A 17,046-nucleotide genomic window follows, 5' to 3' on the forward strand; every position below is an offset into this window, starting at 1 on the left:
ATACGTTTCCCGTTTAATGTAAAACGGAAGTATCAAACGGCTCAATCGTCACCGTTTCCCCAATTGTGACATTGTCACGCGCTTGTTCCAGCACAATGAAGCAATTGCTGGCGACAAACGAACTGAACATATGCGAACCTTGGAAGCCGACCGACCGCACTTCGATTTTGCCGCCTGGGGTTACCGAATAAAATCCACGTTGGAAATCCAAACGACCAGGGGATTTTTTTAGTGCAGTTGTCGCAATCGCTTGTAATTGAATCGGTTTTTTCCATTCGCAATAGCCGCTTAATTTGGCAATCACCGGCTGAACCAATTGATAAAACGTCACCAAGGCGGAAACCGGGTTGCCCGGCAAACCGCAAAACCAAGCGTGCTCGAGTTTGCCGAATGCAAAGGGCTTGCCCGGTTTGATTGCCAATTTCCAGAAATTAATTCGTCCCAGTTTTTCCAATACGTTTTTGGTAAAATCAGCTTCTCCGACAGAAACGCCGCCGCTGGTGATGACCAGATCGGCTTCTTGTTGCGCCTGCATGAATTTTTGCTCGAATATAGTTTGATCATCGGGCAGAATACCGTAATCTAAAATGTCACAATGCCATTTTTGTAACATCAGCTTAACGGCAAAGCGGTTGGTATCATAAATTTGCCCGGCTTTTAATGCTTGACCGACCGCAACCAGTTCATCACCGGTCGAAATCAACGCAACTTTTAACCGCTTGAATACCCGCACTTTTTCAATCCCTAAAGACGCCAGCAAAGGCAGCGAAAGTGCGGTCAGTTTAGCACCTCGTTTTAAGACGGTTTCGCCTATACCGACATCTTCCCCGATACGGCGGATATGCTGTCCCGCCTTGATCGGCAGGTTGAACCGTACGTTGCCGTCAGCATCAATTTCAGCCTGTTCCTGCATAACCACCGCTTCACAACCGTCCGGAATCATGGCGCCGGTCATGATTCTGACCGCACTTTGCGCCTTCCATTCGCCAAGAAACGGAGAGCCGGCAAAACTTTTTCCGGCAATCGCCAATGCATTATTGCCTTGCAGATCCGCAAGACGAACCGCATAGCCGTCCATTGCCGAATTATCGAATCCCGGAACATTGATCGGCGACAAAATATCATCGGCACAAATTCGATTTTGTGCTTGATCTAAAGGGATAATTTCGGTTTTCGTTTCATCAGGAGAGGGAAGTGCGGTAACGATCTCAGTCAGTGCTTGCGAAAGGGTCAATAATTTATTCATGATGCCGTCCTTATAAAAATAGTACGCCATTTTAACGTAATTCAGCGCAATAATTTAATTAATTTTTATCAGTTTTTTTGCTAGAATGGCTAACTTAATTTTTACCGGAGTAATAAATGAGTAACATTTCTGTTGAAGCCGCCAAAGTACGTGATGCCTTGATTGCTAAAGGCATTGAAACCCCGATGAAAAGTGTCGGTTTAAGCTTGGAACATCGCCGCAAACAAATTGAAAAACATATGCGGGAAGTTTTACAGCTTATTGGTCTGGATTTAACGGACGACAGCATTGAAGAAACGCCGATACGAATGGCGAAAATGTACCTCGATGAAATTTTTACCGGCATGGATTATGCCAACTTCCCGAAAATCACCAATATCCGAAATCGAATGAAAGTGAGTGAAATGGTGTTGGTCAATGATATAACGCTGACCAGCACCTGCGAGCACCATTTTGTCACGATTGACGGCAAGGTGTCCGTTGCCTATTATCCGAAAGAATGGGTGATCGGGCTGTCAAAAATTAATAGGGTAGTTGCATTTTTGGCGCAGCGTCCGCAAGTGCAGGAACGTTTGACCGAACAGGTGCTGACCGCACTTCAAACCATTTTGCAAACCAGCGATGTTGCGGTTTATGTCAAAGCGACCCATTTTTGCGTGAAATGTCGCGGCATTAAAGATACTAACAGTTATACGGTCACATCGGCATTCGGTGGGGTCTTCCTTGAAGACCGAGAAACCCGAAAAGAATTTTTAAGCCTGATCAGCAAATAAAAATAAGGTTACCCATAAAAAAATCCACAATAATAGATTGTGGATTTTTTTATGTCTGAAAACCATCCGATTTATCCTTCCGTTTTTCCATCTCTTTAATAAAAATACTATTTACTTATTTGCTTAATTTGATTTGCCTAAACAAACCGCCCATTTTTATTTTTTGCTTTACTCAAGCATAACAATTATTTTTTAGATGAGGATAACCATCTCAATTACCGTGTGACAATGCATGGAAAACAGCATTTTCCATAGAATGGTGCTGCCTTTTAGACTGTGCATAAGTCTGTGATTTACTTATATCGTAGCAGTCACTAACCGGATAACCAATTTCGCATAATGTATATTATGTTAAATTATGAAGATAAGTAAGTCACTTTTATGTCACATCAATGACTGCTCTGTTTTGTGACGTTGTTTCTTGTTGATGTTATTTTTATTAGGAATGTGCCGTTATCATTTTGCAATTTAGGACGTTTTTGAAGATAAAGATAGTTGATGAATATGTGTGATTTATTCTGGCGGCTGTAACACAGCGGTTATTTTTATTTATTTTCTACAAATGATAACGGTTATGATTGTTTTATTTATTAATGAGTTACATTTTGTTTTTTGTGTTTTTCGCTTTTATTTGGCGAAAATTGGGGGTATTATATGCAAGATAATTACTATTAAATAGTGCTGTTTTAATCGTTTTATCCAACAATCACTCACTTTTTGAAAAGGATGTAGCTATGTTAGACAAAAAAGTCATCAATAAGCTAAATGAACAAATTAACCTTGAGTTCTACTCTTCTAATTTATATCTGCAAATGAGTGCATGGTGTTCGCAAAAAGGATTTGAAGGCGCTGCACAGTTCCTGCTGAGACACGCAGACGAAGAGATGCAGCATATGCAAAAACTGTTTCAATATTTGAATGATACCGGGATTATGCCGGTACTGGGCGAGCTGGATGCGCCGAAAGCCGAATTTGCTTCATTGAAAGAAGTATTTGAGCTGACGCTGGAACATGAAAAGCTGATTACCAAAAAAATCAATAAACTGGTTGAAGTCACTTTCGAGTGCGGTGATCAATCCAGTTTTAATTTTTTACAATGGTATGTTGCCGAGCAGCACGAAGAAGAAAAGTTGTTTAACGGCATTTTAGATAAATTTAATTTACTGGGCGACTCCGGTTTATCGCTCTATTTTATTGACAAAGAATTGGCAACCTTACAATAAGGAGACTCACCATGTTATCGAAAAAAATTATTGCCGCACTGAATGAACAACTCAATTTAGAATTTTTTTCTTCCAATCTCTATTTGCAAATGAGTGCCTGGTGTGAGAAAAAGGGCTTTCCGGGCGCTGCACAATTTTTATTGGCCCATGCCGATGAAGAAATGCAACATATGCGCCGTTTGTTCACCTATCTGACGGAAACCGGCGCATTGGCAGTTATCGGAAAAATCGACGCACCGCAATCGGATTTTGAATCGCTGAAAGCAATTTTTGAATTAACCTATCAGCACGAAAAACTGGTCACATCAAAAATCAATGAATTGGTCGAGATCACATTCCAAGAAAAAGACTTCTCTTCTTTCAACTTTTTGCAATGGTATGTCGCCGAACAGCATGAAGAAGAAAAATTGTTCAGTGGTATTTTGGACAAATTTAATCTGGTCGGCACCGATGGCCGTGGTCTGTATCACATTGATGCCGATTTGGCGACATCTGCCGCTGAAACCACCGTTGACTCAGGCAATTAACACAGCACAATAAAAGATCTAAAGCCCGCATTCAATAACGGGCTTTTCCTTAATAAAACTCCGACTGCTCTGCTTCTCATTTTGCGCCGTATGACTATCACGCACCGCTTGTGGTGTTTGATAATGGCAAGTGCGGTATAGAAATGCACTGATAAGAATTAGCATTGCGATCAAGAGTTGAATTAAGCGTTTTTTGGTCAGTTTTTCTGCGGCCATTTGCGTACCCGATAAATTTTAATACTTCTTATATAATGTAAATAATGCTAGAATTATTGAGGTAGATCAATTTTTTTCTTAAAGGGTGTATAAAAATGACCTCAACCAGTATTTCTGCTGTACGAATCCAATCCGGCGGCTGTGCGATTCATTGCCAAGAATGCAGTATCAGTACGTTATGTATTCCGTTCACATTGAATAATCAGGAATTGGATCAACTGGATAATATTATTGAGCGAAAAAAACCAATTCAAAAATCCCAAATTATGTTTAAAGCCGGTGATCCGTTGCGCTCATTGTATGCGATTCGTTCCGGCACAATTAAAACCTACACGATTAGCGAAACCGGCGAAGAACAAATCACCTCTTTCCATCTTCCGGGCGATTTAGTCGGATTTGATGCCATCACCGATATGCGCCACCCGAGTTTTGCACAAGCCTTAGAAACCGCGATGGTCTGTGAAATTCCGTTTGACATTTTAGATGATCTGGCCGGGAAAATGCCGAAATTAAGACAACAAATCATGCGCTTAATGAGTAGCGAAATCAAAAGCGATCAAGCAATGATTCTGCTGCTGTCTAAAATGAATGCCGAAGAGCGGTTGGCGGCATTTATCAATAATTTGTCGCAACGCTACTCTGCACGCGGTTTCTCGTCCAAAGAGTTCGGTTTAACCATGACACGCGGCGACATTGCCAACTATCTGGGGCTGACGGTCGAAACCATCAGCCGTTTGTTGGGTCGTTTCAAAAAGAACGGTATTCTGTCGGTGCAAGGCAAATTCATTACCATCACGGATCCGGAAAAATTGCGTACATTGGCTGACGCGACAAAATGTAAAACTAATTTATAATACCTTTATAATCAAAAAATTACCGAAGACGGTTGTTGTTTCACAAAATATCCTCTATATTTATAGTGTTCTCCCATTATGAATTTGGAGGTTATATCATGCGTTTCAATAATATCCTGGTTGTTATCGACCCTATGCTGGATACCCAGCCTAGCCTTTTACGGGCATTACACTTAGCCAAACAACTCAAAAAAGCGGATACGCCCGCTAAGCTGACTCTTTTCCTCTCGTTATACGATTTTTCATTTGAAATGAGCGCCATGCTGTCCTCGGAAGAGCGGGAAAGTATGCATAGCGGCATTATCGAACAGAAAAAAGAATGGCTGGAAGAGCTGATTCGACAAACGGTTCCGGCAGATTCCGGAATTGATATCGGCACTTCAGTCGTCTGGAAAAGTCGGGATTATGAAGCGATTATTGAGCAGGTCGACGCCGGAAAACACGATTTGGTCGTGAAGGAAGCCAAACCGGCGGAAGGGCTGGATGCCTTGATTTTTACGCCGACCGATTGGCAGCTGTTGCGTAAGTGCCCTTGTCCGGTCTTAATGGTAAAAGAGCATGAATGGCAGCCTGAAGGTCGAATTCTGGTGGCGGTAAATGTTGCTGACGATGAAGATTATCACGATATTCTGAATAAAAAACTGGTGAATGCCAGTCTGGATTTGGCAAATGTGCTTGCCGCAGGCCGCATTCATTTGGTTAGCGCCTACCCGACCACGCCGGTCAATATGGCAATTGATTTGCCGGAATTTAACCCGAATGCTTATACCGACAGTATTCGCGGGCAGCATTTAATCAATATGAAGGCACTTCGTCAGCATTTTTCGATTAATGAAGAGCATACGCATGTTGAAGAAGGTTTACCGGAAGAAGTGATTCCGCAAGTTGCGGAAAAAATTAAAGCCGAACTGGTGATTTTAGGAACAATCGGACGAACCGGATTGTCGGCGGCATTTTTAGGCAATACCGCGGAACATGTTATCGGCCGTTTGAATTGCGATGTTTTGGCAATTAAACCGGATCCTTATGAATTAGAACAGATGAATGAGAGTCAGGATTGATTGAATCCGTCGTGTAAAAAGCTTCCTTTACGGAAGCTTTTTATTTGTCCTATAAAACCGCACTTTGCCTTTCTTGCATATTATTGATTGATAATTATTATCAATTTAATTGAATTTGTTAGGTTTTACCTATTAAAACCATATAATTTAGTCATTTGAACCGAATCTGCTTTTTTTATATACTGATTCACGTAAGTTAAACATGGATATTAAGGAGCAATAAAATGACAACCAATATTGGATTAGATCAGGGAAAGTCAGTAAAGTTGGCGGAAAAATTAAACGTTCTGCTGGCAAACTATCAGGTTTTTTACATGAATGTGCGCGGTTATCATTGGAATATTACCGGTCCTAACTTCTTTGAATTGCACGCAAAATTTGAAGAAATTTATAATGATCTGGTAATTAAGGTAGACGAAATTGCGGAACGCATTCTCACCTTGGGGCAAAGACCGCTACACTCTTTCACCGATTATTTGGCGATTTCAGGCATTCAATCCCATATCAATGCAGTGACCGACCAAGAAACATTACAAGGTACAATGGACGGCTTCAAATCATTGTTGATTTTACAGCGTGAAATCTTATCGCTGGCAGCAGATGCCGATGATGAAGGAACCGCATCACAGATGAGTGATTATATCAAAGAGCAAGAAAAGCTGATTTGGATGTTGAACGCCACTTCGGCCAGATAATTTTTTTGCTTATCGAGCTGGAAAAAACGGTATGTTGTTAAACATACCGTTTTATTCGTTATTGACACCGAGTTAGCGCAGAATCAGAATCGGCTTGCGACTATAACGCGCCACTTTCACCGTATTGGAACTCAACCCTTCTTTATTATCATCTTTAGACGCCATCATAATGATCAAATCGACATTTTTTTCATCGGCGACCCGATTGACTTCTTCGTAGATAGTGCCGTAAGCAACGATATGCTGTACTTTGCTTTCTGCCGGAAATACATCACGGGTAAATTCATGCAGCTTTTTATTGGCTTCCGCTAAAACTTCTTTGTCAAAATTAGTCGGCAGAAACGAAGAAACAATACTGTTGCTCGGTGCCGAAACGATGCCCGCAACACGATAAATCGTGTCCGGGTTGTTTTTAGTCATCTCAAGTGCGGTTTCCGCTAATTTTTTAGCTTGCGGAATATAACCGAGATCAATAACAATCAGGATATTTTTAAACATAGGAATTACTCCGTTCCGATAACAATTTACGTCGTCTTTGAATAAACGCCAACCCGGCCAATAGCGCCAAAGCCGGGATAAACATCAGCTCTTTCGGCAATGTATTGTGACGCGGTAACGCAACGTATAAAATGGTCTGATCCCAGTTTAACCCCGCTTTTGACGCTTCAGAATCCATTTGGGCATCATCAATAATGATTTTATCGATCATCTCTCCGTCCACTTCGATTTTTTCCCCGGCGTTCAGTAAGGTTAAGCCCAAATTCTGAACCCGCTCTTGCCCACTGTTTCCTTGCGGTACCTTCAACTGTGCAAAGAACTCAATCGGTGTCCCGTATTGGTTGATTCCGGCAACTTTCATTGTCAGCCGCTCCCCTACCGGTGCGTTAGCGATTTCTTCAACCATATGTACCGGTTTGATATAGCGTTCCGTCGGCGAGATATACTCCATGAAAAAGCCCGGACGGAACAGCATAAAGGAAATCAGCAACAGCAAAACCGTTTCCCACCATCTATTGTGATGGAAGAAATAGCGCATACTGGCGGCAGTAAAGGCCAATATCGCAATAGTGGAGATAATAAAGACAATAATCCCTTTCAGCAATCCGATATCAATTAACAACAAATCGGTATTGAAAATAAACAGGAACGGTAAAAGTGCGGTACGCAGGCTGTAGGCAAAAGCAATTAGCCCGGTTTGAATCGGTTTACCGCCGGAAACCGCCGCCGCTGCAAACGATGCCAATCCGACCGGCGGCGTAACGTCCGCCATAATGCCGAAATAAAACACGAATAAATGCACTGCAACTAAAGGTACAATCAGTCCGTTTTGGCGGCCGACTTCAACGATAACCGCAGCCATTAACGAGGAAACCACAATATAGTTTGCGGTTGTCGGCAGCCCCATACCTAGAATTAAGCTAAACATGGCAACCAGAATCAACATCAGCAAAATATTACCCATCGATAAGAATTCGATAATACTCGACAGCTGTACGCCGAAACCGGTCAGCGCAACGACACCGACAATAATCCCGGCGGTTGATGTTGCGATACCGATACCGATCATATTACGGGCGCCACTCTCCAGACCGGTAACCAAGTCATTGAAGCCTTGTTTGGTTGCTCGCCAGATTTCGCCCTGTTTACGATAAAAATGCAGGATTGGGCGTTGTGTCAATAAAATAAAACACAATGCGATGCTGCCCCAGAAGGCGGAAAGCCCCGGCGACATTCGTTCAATCATCAAACACCAGATTAAAATCACCACCGGCAACAGGAAATGCAGCCCGGCATTGACAGTCGGTTTAACCGACGGCAGTTTGACGACCGGTGAATTCGGATCATCAATCTCCAAATCTTTAAATCGGGAAACCCGTTTCAATAAAAACAGATAAACGGCGGAAACAATGACGGCGACAATTGCCAACGAATGCTCAGGCGAAACTTGTTTTATCCATGACAATCCGTATTCAATGGCAAAATACAGCACACAGATCGTAATAAAACTACCCAATGCCCGCAACAGGCTGATAACCCAAGGTTTTGCCGCATCCGCCCGTTCAAGGCCTTGCAGATTCATTTTGCAGGCCTCCAAATGCACGATATAAACCAGCGCAATATAGGAAATAACCGCAGGCAAAAAGGCATGAGTGATCAATTGGTTATACGGCATATTGACATATTCGATCATCAAAAATGCGGCAGCCCCCATTACCGGCGGCATAATTTGCCCGTTAACCGAAGATGCTACCTCTACCGCACCGGCTTTTTCCGCTGAAAAACCAACCCGTTTCATCATCGGTATGGTAAAGGTGCCGGTTGTGACGACATTGGCAATCGATGAGCCGGAAATCAAGCCGGTCAAGCCGGAAGCCACCACCGCCGCTTTCGCCGGCCCGCCGCGGAAATGCCCCAAATAGGCAAATGCGGTTTTAATGAAATAGTTCCCTGCACCGGCTTTATCCAGCAATGCGCCGAACAAAACAAACAGGAAGACATATTTGGTGGAAACCCCTAACGCCACCCCGAAAACACCTTCGGTCGTAATCCATTGTTGGTTGATAATATGTGACAGGCTGCCGGTACGGTGGCTGATAATCCAGTCGGACGGAAAATATTGTCCGAAATAGTTATACAGCAAAAATACCGTTGCAATAATCACCAGCGGCAAGCCTAAACTGCGTCGAGTCGCTTCCAGCAGCAATAGAATCCCGATAATACCGACAACAATGTCTTGCGTGTTCGGCGCACCGAAACGGGTAATTAGGCTATCGTAGAAAAACAGATAATATGAAGCGCAAAAGACTGCAACCACAGCAAAAATCCAGTCTTGCACCGGCACACGGTGAATCGGCGAGGATTTAAATGCCGGATATGAAAGGTATGCCAAAAACAAGGCAAATGCCAGATGAATTGAACGGGCTTTGGTATCGTCAAACACAACATTAATCGATCCTAAACCGATTGTCCGCAATGCTTCCTGAAAAACAAAAGGCAAGGGGGAAGCATAATAAATTTGAAATAATGACCAAAGAATTGCGACCCCGAAAATTAATTTTTTAGTAAAACCATAGGGATTGCGACCACCGGAGTCGTTCGCCGCCACCATGTCCTGCAAATCATCCTGGTCAAAGGTTTTATTTTTTGTCTCTAACATCGTCCTTTTCCCTATTAAAATTCCAAACTGCAAAGGCAGGGATTAATCCCTGCCTTTATTTCATGATATTAAACGGATAAATTACATCCATCCTCTTTCTTTGTAATAACGTACCGCACCGTCATGTAATGGCGCAGATAATGCGTTTTTGATCATTTCTTCTTCTTTCAGATTGGCAAATGCCGGGTGTAAACGTTTGAAACGATCGAAGTTGTCGAATACCGCTTTGACAACGGCATAAACTTGGTCGTCGCTGACATCGCTTGAGCTGACTAGCGTGGCGTAAACCCCGAAAGTGTTGGTCGGCTCGTCAGAACCGGCATATAAACCGCCCGGGATAACCGCTTTGGCATAATAACTGTGATCGGCGACTAATTTATCAATCGCTTCGCCTTCAACCGGTACCAAGTGGGTGGCACAAGAAGCGGCCGCTTCTTTCAAGGCACCGTTCGGGTGGCCGACATTATAGGTGATCGCATCCAGATTGTTATCACACATTACGGACGCCATTTCCGCCGGTTTTAATTCGGAAGCCACACGGAAAGCGGAATCGTCCCAACCTTTCGCTGCCAAAATCACATTCATGGTTGCGCGGGTGCCGGAGCCCGGATCACCGACATTCACTCGTTTCCCCTTCAAATCATCAAATGAATTGATGCCGGAGTCATTGCGCGCCATCACGGTAAACGGTTCCGGGTGAATTGAGAAAACCGCTCTCAACTTGTCATTTTTCTTGCCTTCAAACGAGCTGGTGCCGTTATAGGCGTGATACTGCCAATCGGATTGGGCGATTCCCATATCCATCTGTTTGCCGGCAATAGCGTTAAGGTTGGCAACAGAGGCGCCGGTAGAAGGAGCGTTACATTTAATTCCGCTTTTCGCCGAATCACGGTTCACCAATTGGCAAATAGATTGCCCGACAACGTAATAAACACCGGTTTGACCGCCGGTACCGATTGTTACAAACTGCTCTGCCGCCAAGACGCTTGCAGATGCAGCCATTAATCCCGATACTAACGATAATTTAAAAAGTCTTTTCATATACAGCACTCCTTCTAAATTGTTATCCATCACACTAGGGTTGATTAGAGTAGAATCAAGCCGTCAACAATACAGCTTAACCGATAACATATACAAAGGTTATATAAATTGCAACTACAATTGCAGAACAGGAATTGTTTTTCTAATTAATTTAAGGTTTTTTTGACCAAAGATTAACTAAAATCCGAATTCGTTTATTTTCCATCTAAAGATGTTCAGCATGTTTTGCCAATCGTTGTCGACTTCCGCACAGATCGTCAGATTTTTACCGCTGCTCGGGTGATTAAAGCTTATCGACTGTGCGTGCAGCATCAGTCGGGAACAGTGCAAATGGGCGGCAAAAGTGCGGTTTTGACGCAGATCACCGTAGGCGGAATCACCTAAAATCGGGTGTGACAAGTGCTTCAAATGCCGCCTTAACTGATGTTTGCGTCCGGTTTTGGGCAATAGCCGCACTAAACTGTAACGTGCGCTCGAATAACGCCCGGCAGGATACGGCATTTCAATCTGCTGCAAAGTCTGATAATCGGTCACCGCACTTTGCGCCGGTTTATCCGATCGGCTGAATTTATCTGCAATTTTGTCTGCCTGCACTTTTAACGGATAATCAATCGTACCGCCGCCGTTTAAAAAACCACGCACAACAGCCAGATAGACTTTTTCCATCTGTTTCTGCTCAAATTGCTGACTCAGACGGCGTGCCGTCTCCTGATTTAATGCCAGAACCAATACGCCGGACGTCGGCCGATCCAAACGGTGAACCGTATAAACATGCTGTCCGATTTGATCACGTAACGTCTGCATCACAAAGCGAGTTTCATGTTTGTCCAGCCAACTGCGGTGTACCAGCATACCTGCCGGTTTGTTGACGGCGATAATATCCTGATCCCGATACAGAATTGGCAGGGTTATCGCTTGATTATCGGTGATCATTCAGCAATTCTTCTATTTCGGACAGCGGTTTCAGCAATAGTTCGATCCGTTCCATGCCGGACATGGCTTCTTCAATGTAAGGCGTAATTGCAATTTTAGTCGGCAATTCGGCACCAGAATCCAACAGAGCCGACATTCGGGGCAGAAAAATCCATTGCAGCCATTCATGCGGCTCCAGTGTATCGACATGAAACGGCTGTTCGCTCACTAACCGTTCTTGTTGCGGCGGCATAGCCTGCCACAGGGCGAGATGAGCCAAATTCAGCTGTAATTGTTTCAAGTGCCGACGTAATAATGCCTGATCGACGTTCATATTTATCCTTAATCTTGGGGAAATTTGCGCTATTGTAATCCAACTTTGGCAAAAGAGAGAGTGAGTTATGCTACAATTCAGTTTTATTTTTACGGGAAAACCGAATAAGAATGTATTTAATCGAAGTCTTTTTTAGTTACGAACCCAACCTCGCCGTCAAACAAGCGGCAGCGCAGCAGGACGGCATCACCCTGATTAACCGGGTGATTGAGCAATGGCGCTATAACGGACAAATTATCGGGCGCGAATTTCCGCTTTATTATGATGAAATCGAGAACAAGCGCGGCTTCACAGTGAGAGTGATCAGCCCGGATTACCAGTCTTTAAACCATCATAACAATAATCCGCATGTCGACAGCGCCATGATTACCGCCGCCGAATCCGGTGTTTTTTTGCGCAAAATCGGCATTGTGGCAGAAGATCTGAATTCGAATGTTACACATCAAACGGAATTGCCGTCTTGGCAAATTTTATATACGACCTATCTGCACACCTGTTCTCCCCTGTTCAGCGGCGACCATTTTTTGCCGGTTCCGTTATATCGGGAACTGAGCCGCTATTCTGCATTGAGTATGGACATTATCAAATGGCAGGAAAATTGGCAGGCCTGCGATCAATTGCAAATGAACGGTGCCGTATTGGAGCAATCTGCACTGGCACAAATTTCCACTGCCGACAGTCCGCTGTTTAAACACGGTTATCATCTTTGTAAAGAGATCAGTGAAGCAACAGCGATCCCGACTTATTATTATCTTTACCACCTCGGCAGCCACGATCACGAGCAGGAAAAACAGCGCAAATGTCCGTTATGCCAACAAGATTGGCTATTGGAAACGCCGCTGTTTGATCTGTTTCATTTCAAATGCGATCAATGCCGATTGGTTTCCAATCTTTCATGGTACGACTAAGGGAAAATTATGATTTCATATCAAGATACCAGCCTGGAAAAGCTGACGCTGGGCAAACAAACAGGCTATAAAAACGAATACGATCCAACGCTCTTACAAGCCGTCCCGCGCCGGTTAAACCGAGACGGTTTGGGCATCAGCGAACAACAGCCGTTCAGCCACGGCACCGATATTTGGACGGCTTATGAAATTTCCTGGCTGAACGACAACGGATTGCCGCAGGTAGCGATTGGGGATATCTATCTGGATTTTCGCAGTACGAATCTCATCGAATCGAAAAGCTTCAAGCTCTATTTGAACAGCTTTAATCAAAGCCGCTTCACCAGTCAACGGCAAGTGGAAAATCTGATCCGGCAAGATTTGGCAAATTGTGCCGACGGCGAGGTCAAAGTGCGGTTACATTCGTTGGACGAATACCAAAATCAGCCTATCGCCCACTTTCACGGTGACTGTATTGATACGCAAGACATTGTGATTGATTGTTATGATTTTCAACCGCACTTACTGCAAGATTGCACTAATAGTGACGTTGTCACGGAGAGTTTGGTTAGCCATTTACTGAAATCAAACTGCTTAATTACCTCTCAGCCCGATTGGGGCAGTATACAAATCGCCTATAGCGGCAGACAAATTAATCGGGAAGCCTTACTGCGTTATCTGGTATCATTCCGCCGGCACAATGAATTTCACGAGCAGTGTGTCGAGCGGATTTTTTGTGATCTAATGCATTATGCCAAACCCGAGAAATTGAGGGTTTACGCTCGATATACCCGACGCGGCGGGCTGGACATCAATCCGTGGCGGTCGAACTACCCGTTTGAACCGGAAAACCAACGTCTGGCGCGGCAATAATAAAAATAAACAAGAAAAAGGAGAATATATGAGTTCACATATCGTTAATCCCAAGGGCAGCATGGATCAGCTGTCGCATCTGGAAGTGGAATTGTTGGAAAAAGGGGTGTCAGGCAACCTCTACCAGCTCTATCGCAACTGTTCACTGGCAGTACTGAATTCCGGTGCGGTGACCGACGACAGTCGGATTTTATTGGGTATGTATCAAGATTTTGAAATCGAATTGATTGCGAAAGAACGCGGCGTTTCTTTATTGCTGCATAACCCGCCGGAATCGGCATTTGTCGATGATAAAATTATTCGTAACATTCAATATCATCTGTTTGCGGTGCTGCGTGATATTTTATTTGTGAATGTGATTACCAAACAACTTTCACCACAGCAAGAATTAAATTCCAACAGAATTACCAATTATATTTTTACCGTGTTACGCAATGCCAAGGCGCTGGTTGTCGGCGAATGTCCGTGCTTAACCGTGTGTTGGGGCGGCCACTCGATTAATGAAATTGAGTACCGCTATTGTCGTGCCGTCGGCTTGCAGCTGGGATTGCGCGAACTGAATATTATCACCGGCTGCGGCCCCGGCGTGATGGAAGCACCGATGAAAGGGGCGGCTATCGGCCATGCCAACCAACGCTTTAAAAACAGCCGTTTTATCGGCATTACCGAACCGTCGATTATCGCCTCCGAACCGCCGAATCCGATCGTCAATGAGCTGATTATCATGCCGGATATCGAAAAACGTCTGGAAGCCTTTGTTCGTATGGGACACTGTATTATTGTCTTCCCCGGCGGCCCCGGCACGTTTGAAGAGCTGCTCTATCTGATCGGCATTAAACTCAACCCTGCCAATCGGGATGTTTGCCTGCCGTTGATTTTAACCGGCCCGAAAGAAAGCGAAGCTTATTTTAACACGATCAATCGTTTTATCGGCGAAGTATTCGGCGAAGATGCGCAGGCACTGTATGAAATCATTATCGATGATCCTGAAACGGTTGCGCGCAATGTCAGCGCCCATATGAAGGCAATTAAACAAGCCCGATTACAAAATAATGACTCTTACGGGTTTAACTGGAGCTTGAAAATAGAAGCCGATTTTCAGCAGCCGTTCGAACCGACCCATCAAAACATGAGCAATTTGGATCTGCATTTGCAGCAAAGCAAAGAAAGTCTGGCGGCGAATTTACGACGTGTTTTTTCCGGCATCGTAGCCGGCAATATCAAGCCGGATACCATTGAACGGGTTGAAAAATACGGGGTATTTGAATTACACGGTGATCCGGTTCTCATGCAAAAAATCGATCGTGTCTTACAAGATTTCGTTGATCAGCACCGTATGAAGCTGCCGGGAGGCGAAGCTTACCAACCTTGTTATCGGGTTTTATTATAACTTATATCACAAGCGGTCGGTGCAGAATGCTCCGCACGACCGCACTTTGCTAATTTCTTAAACCGATTCCTCTATTAATCAGATAATAAGCAAATCCGTATAACAGTGCGATAAATAAAACCAGTACTGAAAACGTATGGTACAAGGCAATATCGCTGCTGCCTAAAAAGCCGTAGCGGAAGCCGTTAATCATATACACAATCGGATTCAGTTTGGAAACCCCTTGCCAGAATGCCGGCAGCAGCGAAATGGAATAAAACACCCCGCCAAGGTAAGTCAACGGCGTTAGCACAAAAGTGGGAATAATGCTGATGTCGTCAAATGAGCGGGCAAATACGGCATTAATCAAACCGCCCAATGCGAAGGTGGCGCTGGTCATTAGCAAGGTCAGCACAACGACAATCCATGAGTGTATTTCCAATGGAATAAAGATCAGGGAAACCATGGTGACCAGAGCGCCGACCAAAATCCCCCGAGTCATTCCGCCGGCAACGTAACCCCAGATAATGATGTGGGTTGATGTCGGAGAAACCAACAACTCTTCGACATTACGGGCAAATTTAGTACTGTAAAACGAAGACGCCACGTTAGTAAACGAATTGGTGATCACCGACATCATGATCAAACCGGGGACAATAAACTGCATATAACTGTAGCCGCCCATTTCACCGATTCGATTGCCGATCAATTGTCCGAAAATGACAAAATAGAGCGTCATGGTGATCACCGGCGGCACGAGGGTTTGCACCCAAATCCGCATAAAGCGATGAATTTCTTTATATAAAATCGTGTTAAACGCAATTCGGGATAATGACATCTTATTCTCCTTGCCGATCGTCATGAGGTTTATTCAGCGCCATTCGCACAAACAGCTCTTCCAAACGGTTGGTTTTATTCCGCATACTCAATACCTGAATGCCCTGTTCGCTAAGCTGGTGAAACAGGTTGTTCAAGCCCTGTTCACGCTGCACTTCAACCTCTAGCGTATTGGTATCGATAAGCTGTGTGTTGTAATGCTGAATTTGCGGCATGGCGCTGTATTTTGCCAAATCCAACACGAAGGTCTCGGATTCCAGCTTACTTAACAACGTTTTCATTGCGGTATCAATCACTAGCCGACCTTGCTGAATAATCCCGATATGACGGCATAACAATTCGGCTTCTTCCAAATAATGGGTTGTCAGAATAATCGTTGTGCCATGTAAATTCAGCTCACGCAGAAATTGCCACATGGAACGGCGCAGTTCGATATCAACACCGGCGGTAGGTTCATCCAGAATCAGTAAACGCGGATTGTGCATCAAAGCGCGGGCAATCATTAATCGGCGTTTCATGCCGCCGGATAAACGCATTGATTTTTGATCGCGCTTATCCCATAAATCCAGTTTTTTCAGCCATTTTTCCGCACGAATCAAGGCTTCTTTGCGCTCGACACCATAATAGCCCGCTTGATTGACCAGAATATCCCTGACTTTTTCAAACTGGTTAAAATTGAATTCTTGCGGCACGATGCCGATCTGTTTTTTGACCTCAAACAGTTGTGTATCCAGATCGTAGCCGAATACCTTAACACTGCCCTCGGTTTTATTGACCAACGAGCTGACAATGCCGATCGTTGTTGATTTTCCAGCGCCGTTATGCCCCAATAAGGCATAAAAATCCCCCTCCTGCACGCTCATATCAATACCGTGCAACGCTTTAAAACCGTTTGGATACGATTTTGTCAGCCTCTTTATTTCAAGTGCATACATATGATAACCACTCTGTTCGTCATAAAAGTAACAATAAAAAAATGTGAGTATAGAAAAATTTTAACGTATTATAACAGAGTGCATCAAAACATATATAAGGACGTAA

At 44.0% G+C, this 17,046-nt stretch carries 18 protein-coding genes; 9 read left to right on the plus strand and 9 right to left on the minus strand.

From position 1 onward, the window contains the following. Positions 1-13: 13 nt before the first annotated feature. Positions 14-1,246, minus strand: coding sequence for a molybdopterin molybdotransferase MoeA (gene moeA / locus OA57_RS03255; RefSeq protein ID WP_034613354.1), 1,233 nt, complete (start codon positions 1,244-1,246; stop codon positions 14-16). 116 nt (positions 1,247-1,362) lie between these two features. Here moeA and folE point away from each other — a divergent pair, with 116 nt between their 5' ends. From folE to ftnA (OA57_RS03270), 3 genes are all read left to right on the plus strand, one after another. Continuing rightward, positions 1,363-2,019, plus strand: coding sequence for a GTP cyclohydrolase I FolE (gene folE, locus OA57_RS03260; protein ID WP_034613364.1), 657 nt, complete (start codon positions 1,363-1,365; stop codon positions 2,017-2,019). A 734-nt stretch (positions 2,020-2,753) separates the two neighbouring features. Then, positions 2,754-3,242: a non-heme ferritin gene (gene ftnA, locus OA57_RS03265; protein ID WP_034613370.1), complete on the plus strand. Its 489-nt coding sequence runs from the start codon at positions 2,754-2,756 to the stop codon at positions 3,240-3,242. Positions 3,243-3,253: 11 nt separating this feature from the next. Continuing rightward, the gene (gene ftnA, locus OA57_RS03270) at positions 3,254-3,769 is read left to right on the plus strand and encodes a non-heme ferritin (protein ID WP_034613371.1); all 516 of its coding nucleotides are present in this window, start codon (positions 3,254-3,256) and stop codon (positions 3,767-3,769) included. Between the two features lie 18 nt (positions 3,770-3,787). Here the strand turns inward: ftnA (OA57_RS03270) and OA57_RS12760 are convergent, their stop codons facing one another. Continuing rightward, positions 3,788-3,985: a hypothetical protein gene (locus OA57_RS12760; RefSeq protein ID WP_034613373.1), complete on the minus strand. Its 198-nt coding sequence runs from the start codon at positions 3,983-3,985 to the stop codon at positions 3,788-3,790. Between the two features lie 95 nt (positions 3,986-4,080). Between OA57_RS12760 and OA57_RS03280 the strand changes: the two genes are divergently transcribed. The 3 genes from OA57_RS03280 to OA57_RS03290 all read left to right on the plus strand — a co-directional run bounded on the left by OA57_RS03280 (position 4,081) and on the right by OA57_RS03290 (position 6,595). Then, the gene (locus tag OA57_RS03280; protein WP_034613375.1) at positions 4,081-4,839 is read left to right on the plus strand and encodes an FNR family transcription factor; all 759 of its coding nucleotides are present in this window, start codon (positions 4,081-4,083) and stop codon (positions 4,837-4,839) included. Positions 4,840-4,937: 98 nt separating this feature from the next. Beyond that, positions 4,938-5,900 carry a universal stress protein UspE gene (gene uspE, locus OA57_RS03285; RefSeq protein WP_052122349.1) on the plus strand — a complete coding sequence of 321 codons (963 nt, stop codon included), beginning with the start codon at positions 4,938-4,940 and terminating at the stop codon, positions 5,898-5,900. 224 nt (positions 5,901-6,124) lie between these two features. Next, on the plus strand, positions 6,125-6,595 hold the full coding sequence (locus OA57_RS03290; RefSeq protein ID WP_034613378.1) for a Dps family protein: 471 nt from the start codon (positions 6,125-6,127) through the stop codon (positions 6,593-6,595). 72 nt (positions 6,596-6,667) lie between these two features. Here OA57_RS03290 and OA57_RS03295 read toward each other — a convergent pair whose 3' ends face one another. The 5 genes from OA57_RS03295 to OA57_RS03315 form a co-directional block, all read right to left on the minus strand. Then, positions 6,668-7,093 carry a universal stress protein gene (locus tag OA57_RS03295; protein WP_034613379.1) on the minus strand — a complete coding sequence of 142 codons (426 nt, stop codon included), beginning with the start codon at positions 7,091-7,093 and terminating at the stop codon, positions 6,668-6,670. Next, positions 7,086-9,752: a TRAP transporter permease gene (locus OA57_RS03300; RefSeq protein WP_034613382.1), complete on the minus strand. Its 2,667-nt coding sequence runs from the start codon at positions 9,750-9,752 to the stop codon at positions 7,086-7,088. Before OA57_RS03300 ends, OA57_RS03295 begins: the two co-directional genes overlap by 8 nt. Before the next feature lie 81 nt (positions 9,753-9,833). After that, a complete protein-coding gene (locus OA57_RS03305; RefSeq protein ID WP_034613384.1) occupies positions 9,834-10,793 on the minus strand; it encodes a TAXI family TRAP transporter solute-binding subunit in 960 nt (319 codons plus the stop codon). Positions 10,794-10,970: 177 nt separating this feature from the next. Next, positions 10,971-11,726, minus strand: a complete 756-nt coding sequence (gene truC / locus OA57_RS03310; RefSeq protein ID WP_200883588.1) for a tRNA pseudouridine(65) synthase TruC — start codon at positions 11,724-11,726, stop codon at positions 10,971-10,973. Next, positions 11,713-12,039, minus strand: coding sequence for a YqcC family protein (locus OA57_RS03315; protein ID WP_034613386.1), 327 nt, complete (start codon positions 12,037-12,039; stop codon positions 11,713-11,715). The genes truC and OA57_RS03315 overlap by 14 nt, the downstream gene beginning before the upstream one ends. 110 nt (positions 12,040-12,149) lie before the next feature. On the opposite strand from OA57_RS03315, the gene OA57_RS03320 reads away from it, so the two are divergent. From OA57_RS03320 to ppnN, 3 genes are read left to right on the plus strand one after another with little or no spacing between them, the layout of a single operon-like run. Further along, the gene (locus tag OA57_RS03320; protein ID WP_034613388.1) at positions 12,150-12,947 is read left to right on the plus strand and encodes a Zn-ribbon-containing protein; all 798 of its coding nucleotides are present in this window, start codon (positions 12,150-12,152) and stop codon (positions 12,945-12,947) included. 12 nt (positions 12,948-12,959) lie between these two features. After that, the gene (gene queF / locus OA57_RS03325) at positions 12,960-13,799 is read left to right on the plus strand and encodes an NADPH-dependent 7-cyano-7-deazaguanine reductase QueF (RefSeq protein ID WP_034613612.1); all 840 of its coding nucleotides are present in this window, start codon (positions 12,960-12,962) and stop codon (positions 13,797-13,799) included. A 28-nt stretch (positions 13,800-13,827) separates the two neighbouring features. Continuing rightward, complete coding sequence (gene ppnN / locus OA57_RS03330; protein WP_034613391.1) at positions 13,828-15,189, plus strand: nucleotide 5'-monophosphate nucleosidase PpnN; 1,362 nt, start codon at positions 13,828-13,830, stop codon at positions 15,187-15,189. 49 nt (positions 15,190-15,238) lie between these two features. On the opposite strand, the gene OA57_RS03335 is transcribed toward ppnN, so the two are convergent. Both OA57_RS03335 and OA57_RS03340 read right to left on the minus strand, forming a co-directional pair. Continuing rightward, entirely contained in the window at positions 15,239-16,006 is a 768-nt protein-coding gene (locus tag OA57_RS03335) for an ABC transporter permease (RefSeq protein WP_034613394.1), read from the minus strand. Position 16,007: 1 nt separating this feature from the next. Further along, positions 16,008-16,940, minus strand: coding sequence for an ABC transporter ATP-binding protein (locus tag OA57_RS03340; RefSeq protein ID WP_034613396.1), 933 nt, complete (start codon positions 16,938-16,940; stop codon positions 16,008-16,010). Between the last annotated feature and the right edge of the window lie 106 nt (positions 16,941-17,046).

This window comes from Chelonobacter oris (assembly GCF_000772535.1).
GTDB classification, from domain to species: domain Bacteria; phylum Pseudomonadota; class Gammaproteobacteria; order Enterobacterales; family Pasteurellaceae; genus Chelonobacter; species Chelonobacter oris.

Bases quoted from the DNA above. Each gene is read 5' to 3' on its own strand.
- OA57_RS03315 (WP_034613386.1), bottom strand. From the start codon at position 12,039: ATGAACGTCGATCAGGCATTATTACGTCGGCACTTGAAACAATTACAG.
- OA57_RS03280 (WP_034613375.1), top strand. From the start codon at position 4,081: ATGACCTCAACCAGTATTTCTGCTGTACGAATCCAATCCGGCGGCTGT.
- OA57_RS03295 (WP_034613379.1), bottom strand. From the start codon at position 7,093: ATGTTTAAAAATATCCTGATTGTTATTGATCTCGGTTATATTCCGCAA.
- truC (WP_200883588.1), bottom strand. From the start codon at position 11,726: ATGATCACCGATAATCAAGCGATAACCCTGCCAATTCTGTATCGGGAT.
- ftnA (WP_034613371.1), top strand. From the start codon at position 3,254: ATGTTATCGAAAAAAATTATTGCCGCACTGAATGAACAACTCAATTTA.
- OA57_RS03320 (WP_034613388.1), top strand. From the start codon at position 12,150: ATGTATTTAATCGAAGTCTTTTTTAGTTACGAACCCAACCTCGCCGTC.
- OA57_RS03340 (WP_034613396.1), bottom strand. From the start codon at position 16,940: ATGTATGCACTTGAAATAAAGAGGCTGACAAAATCGTATCCAAACGGT.
- ftnA (WP_034613370.1), top strand. From the start codon at position 2,754: ATGTTAGACAAAAAAGTCATCAATAAGCTAAATGAACAAATTAACCTT.
- OA57_RS03300 (WP_034613382.1), bottom strand. From the start codon at position 9,752: ATGTTAGAGACAAAAAATAAAACCTTTGACCAGGATGATTTGCAGGAC.
- OA57_RS03305 (WP_034613384.1), bottom strand. From the start codon at position 10,793: ATGAAAAGACTTTTTAAATTATCGTTAGTATCGGGATTAATGGCTGCA.
- ppnN (WP_034613391.1), top strand. From the start codon at position 13,828: ATGAGTTCACATATCGTTAATCCCAAGGGCAGCATGGATCAGCTGTCG.
- OA57_RS03335 (WP_034613394.1), bottom strand. From the start codon at position 16,006: ATGTCATTATCCCGAATTGCGTTTAACACGATTTTATATAAAGAAATT.
- OA57_RS03290 (WP_034613378.1), top strand. From the start codon at position 6,125: ATGACAACCAATATTGGATTAGATCAGGGAAAGTCAGTAAAGTTGGCG.
- moeA (WP_034613354.1), bottom strand. From the start codon at position 1,246: ATGAATAAATTATTGACCCTTTCGCAAGCACTGACTGAGATCGTTACC.
- folE (WP_034613364.1), top strand. From the start codon at position 1,363: ATGAGTAACATTTCTGTTGAAGCCGCCAAAGTACGTGATGCCTTGATT.
- uspE (WP_052122349.1), top strand. From the start codon at position 4,938: ATGCGTTTCAATAATATCCTGGTTGTTATCGACCCTATGCTGGATACC.
- OA57_RS12760 (WP_034613373.1), bottom strand. From the start codon at position 3,985: ATGGCCGCAGAAAAACTGACCAAAAAACGCTTAATTCAACTCTTGATC.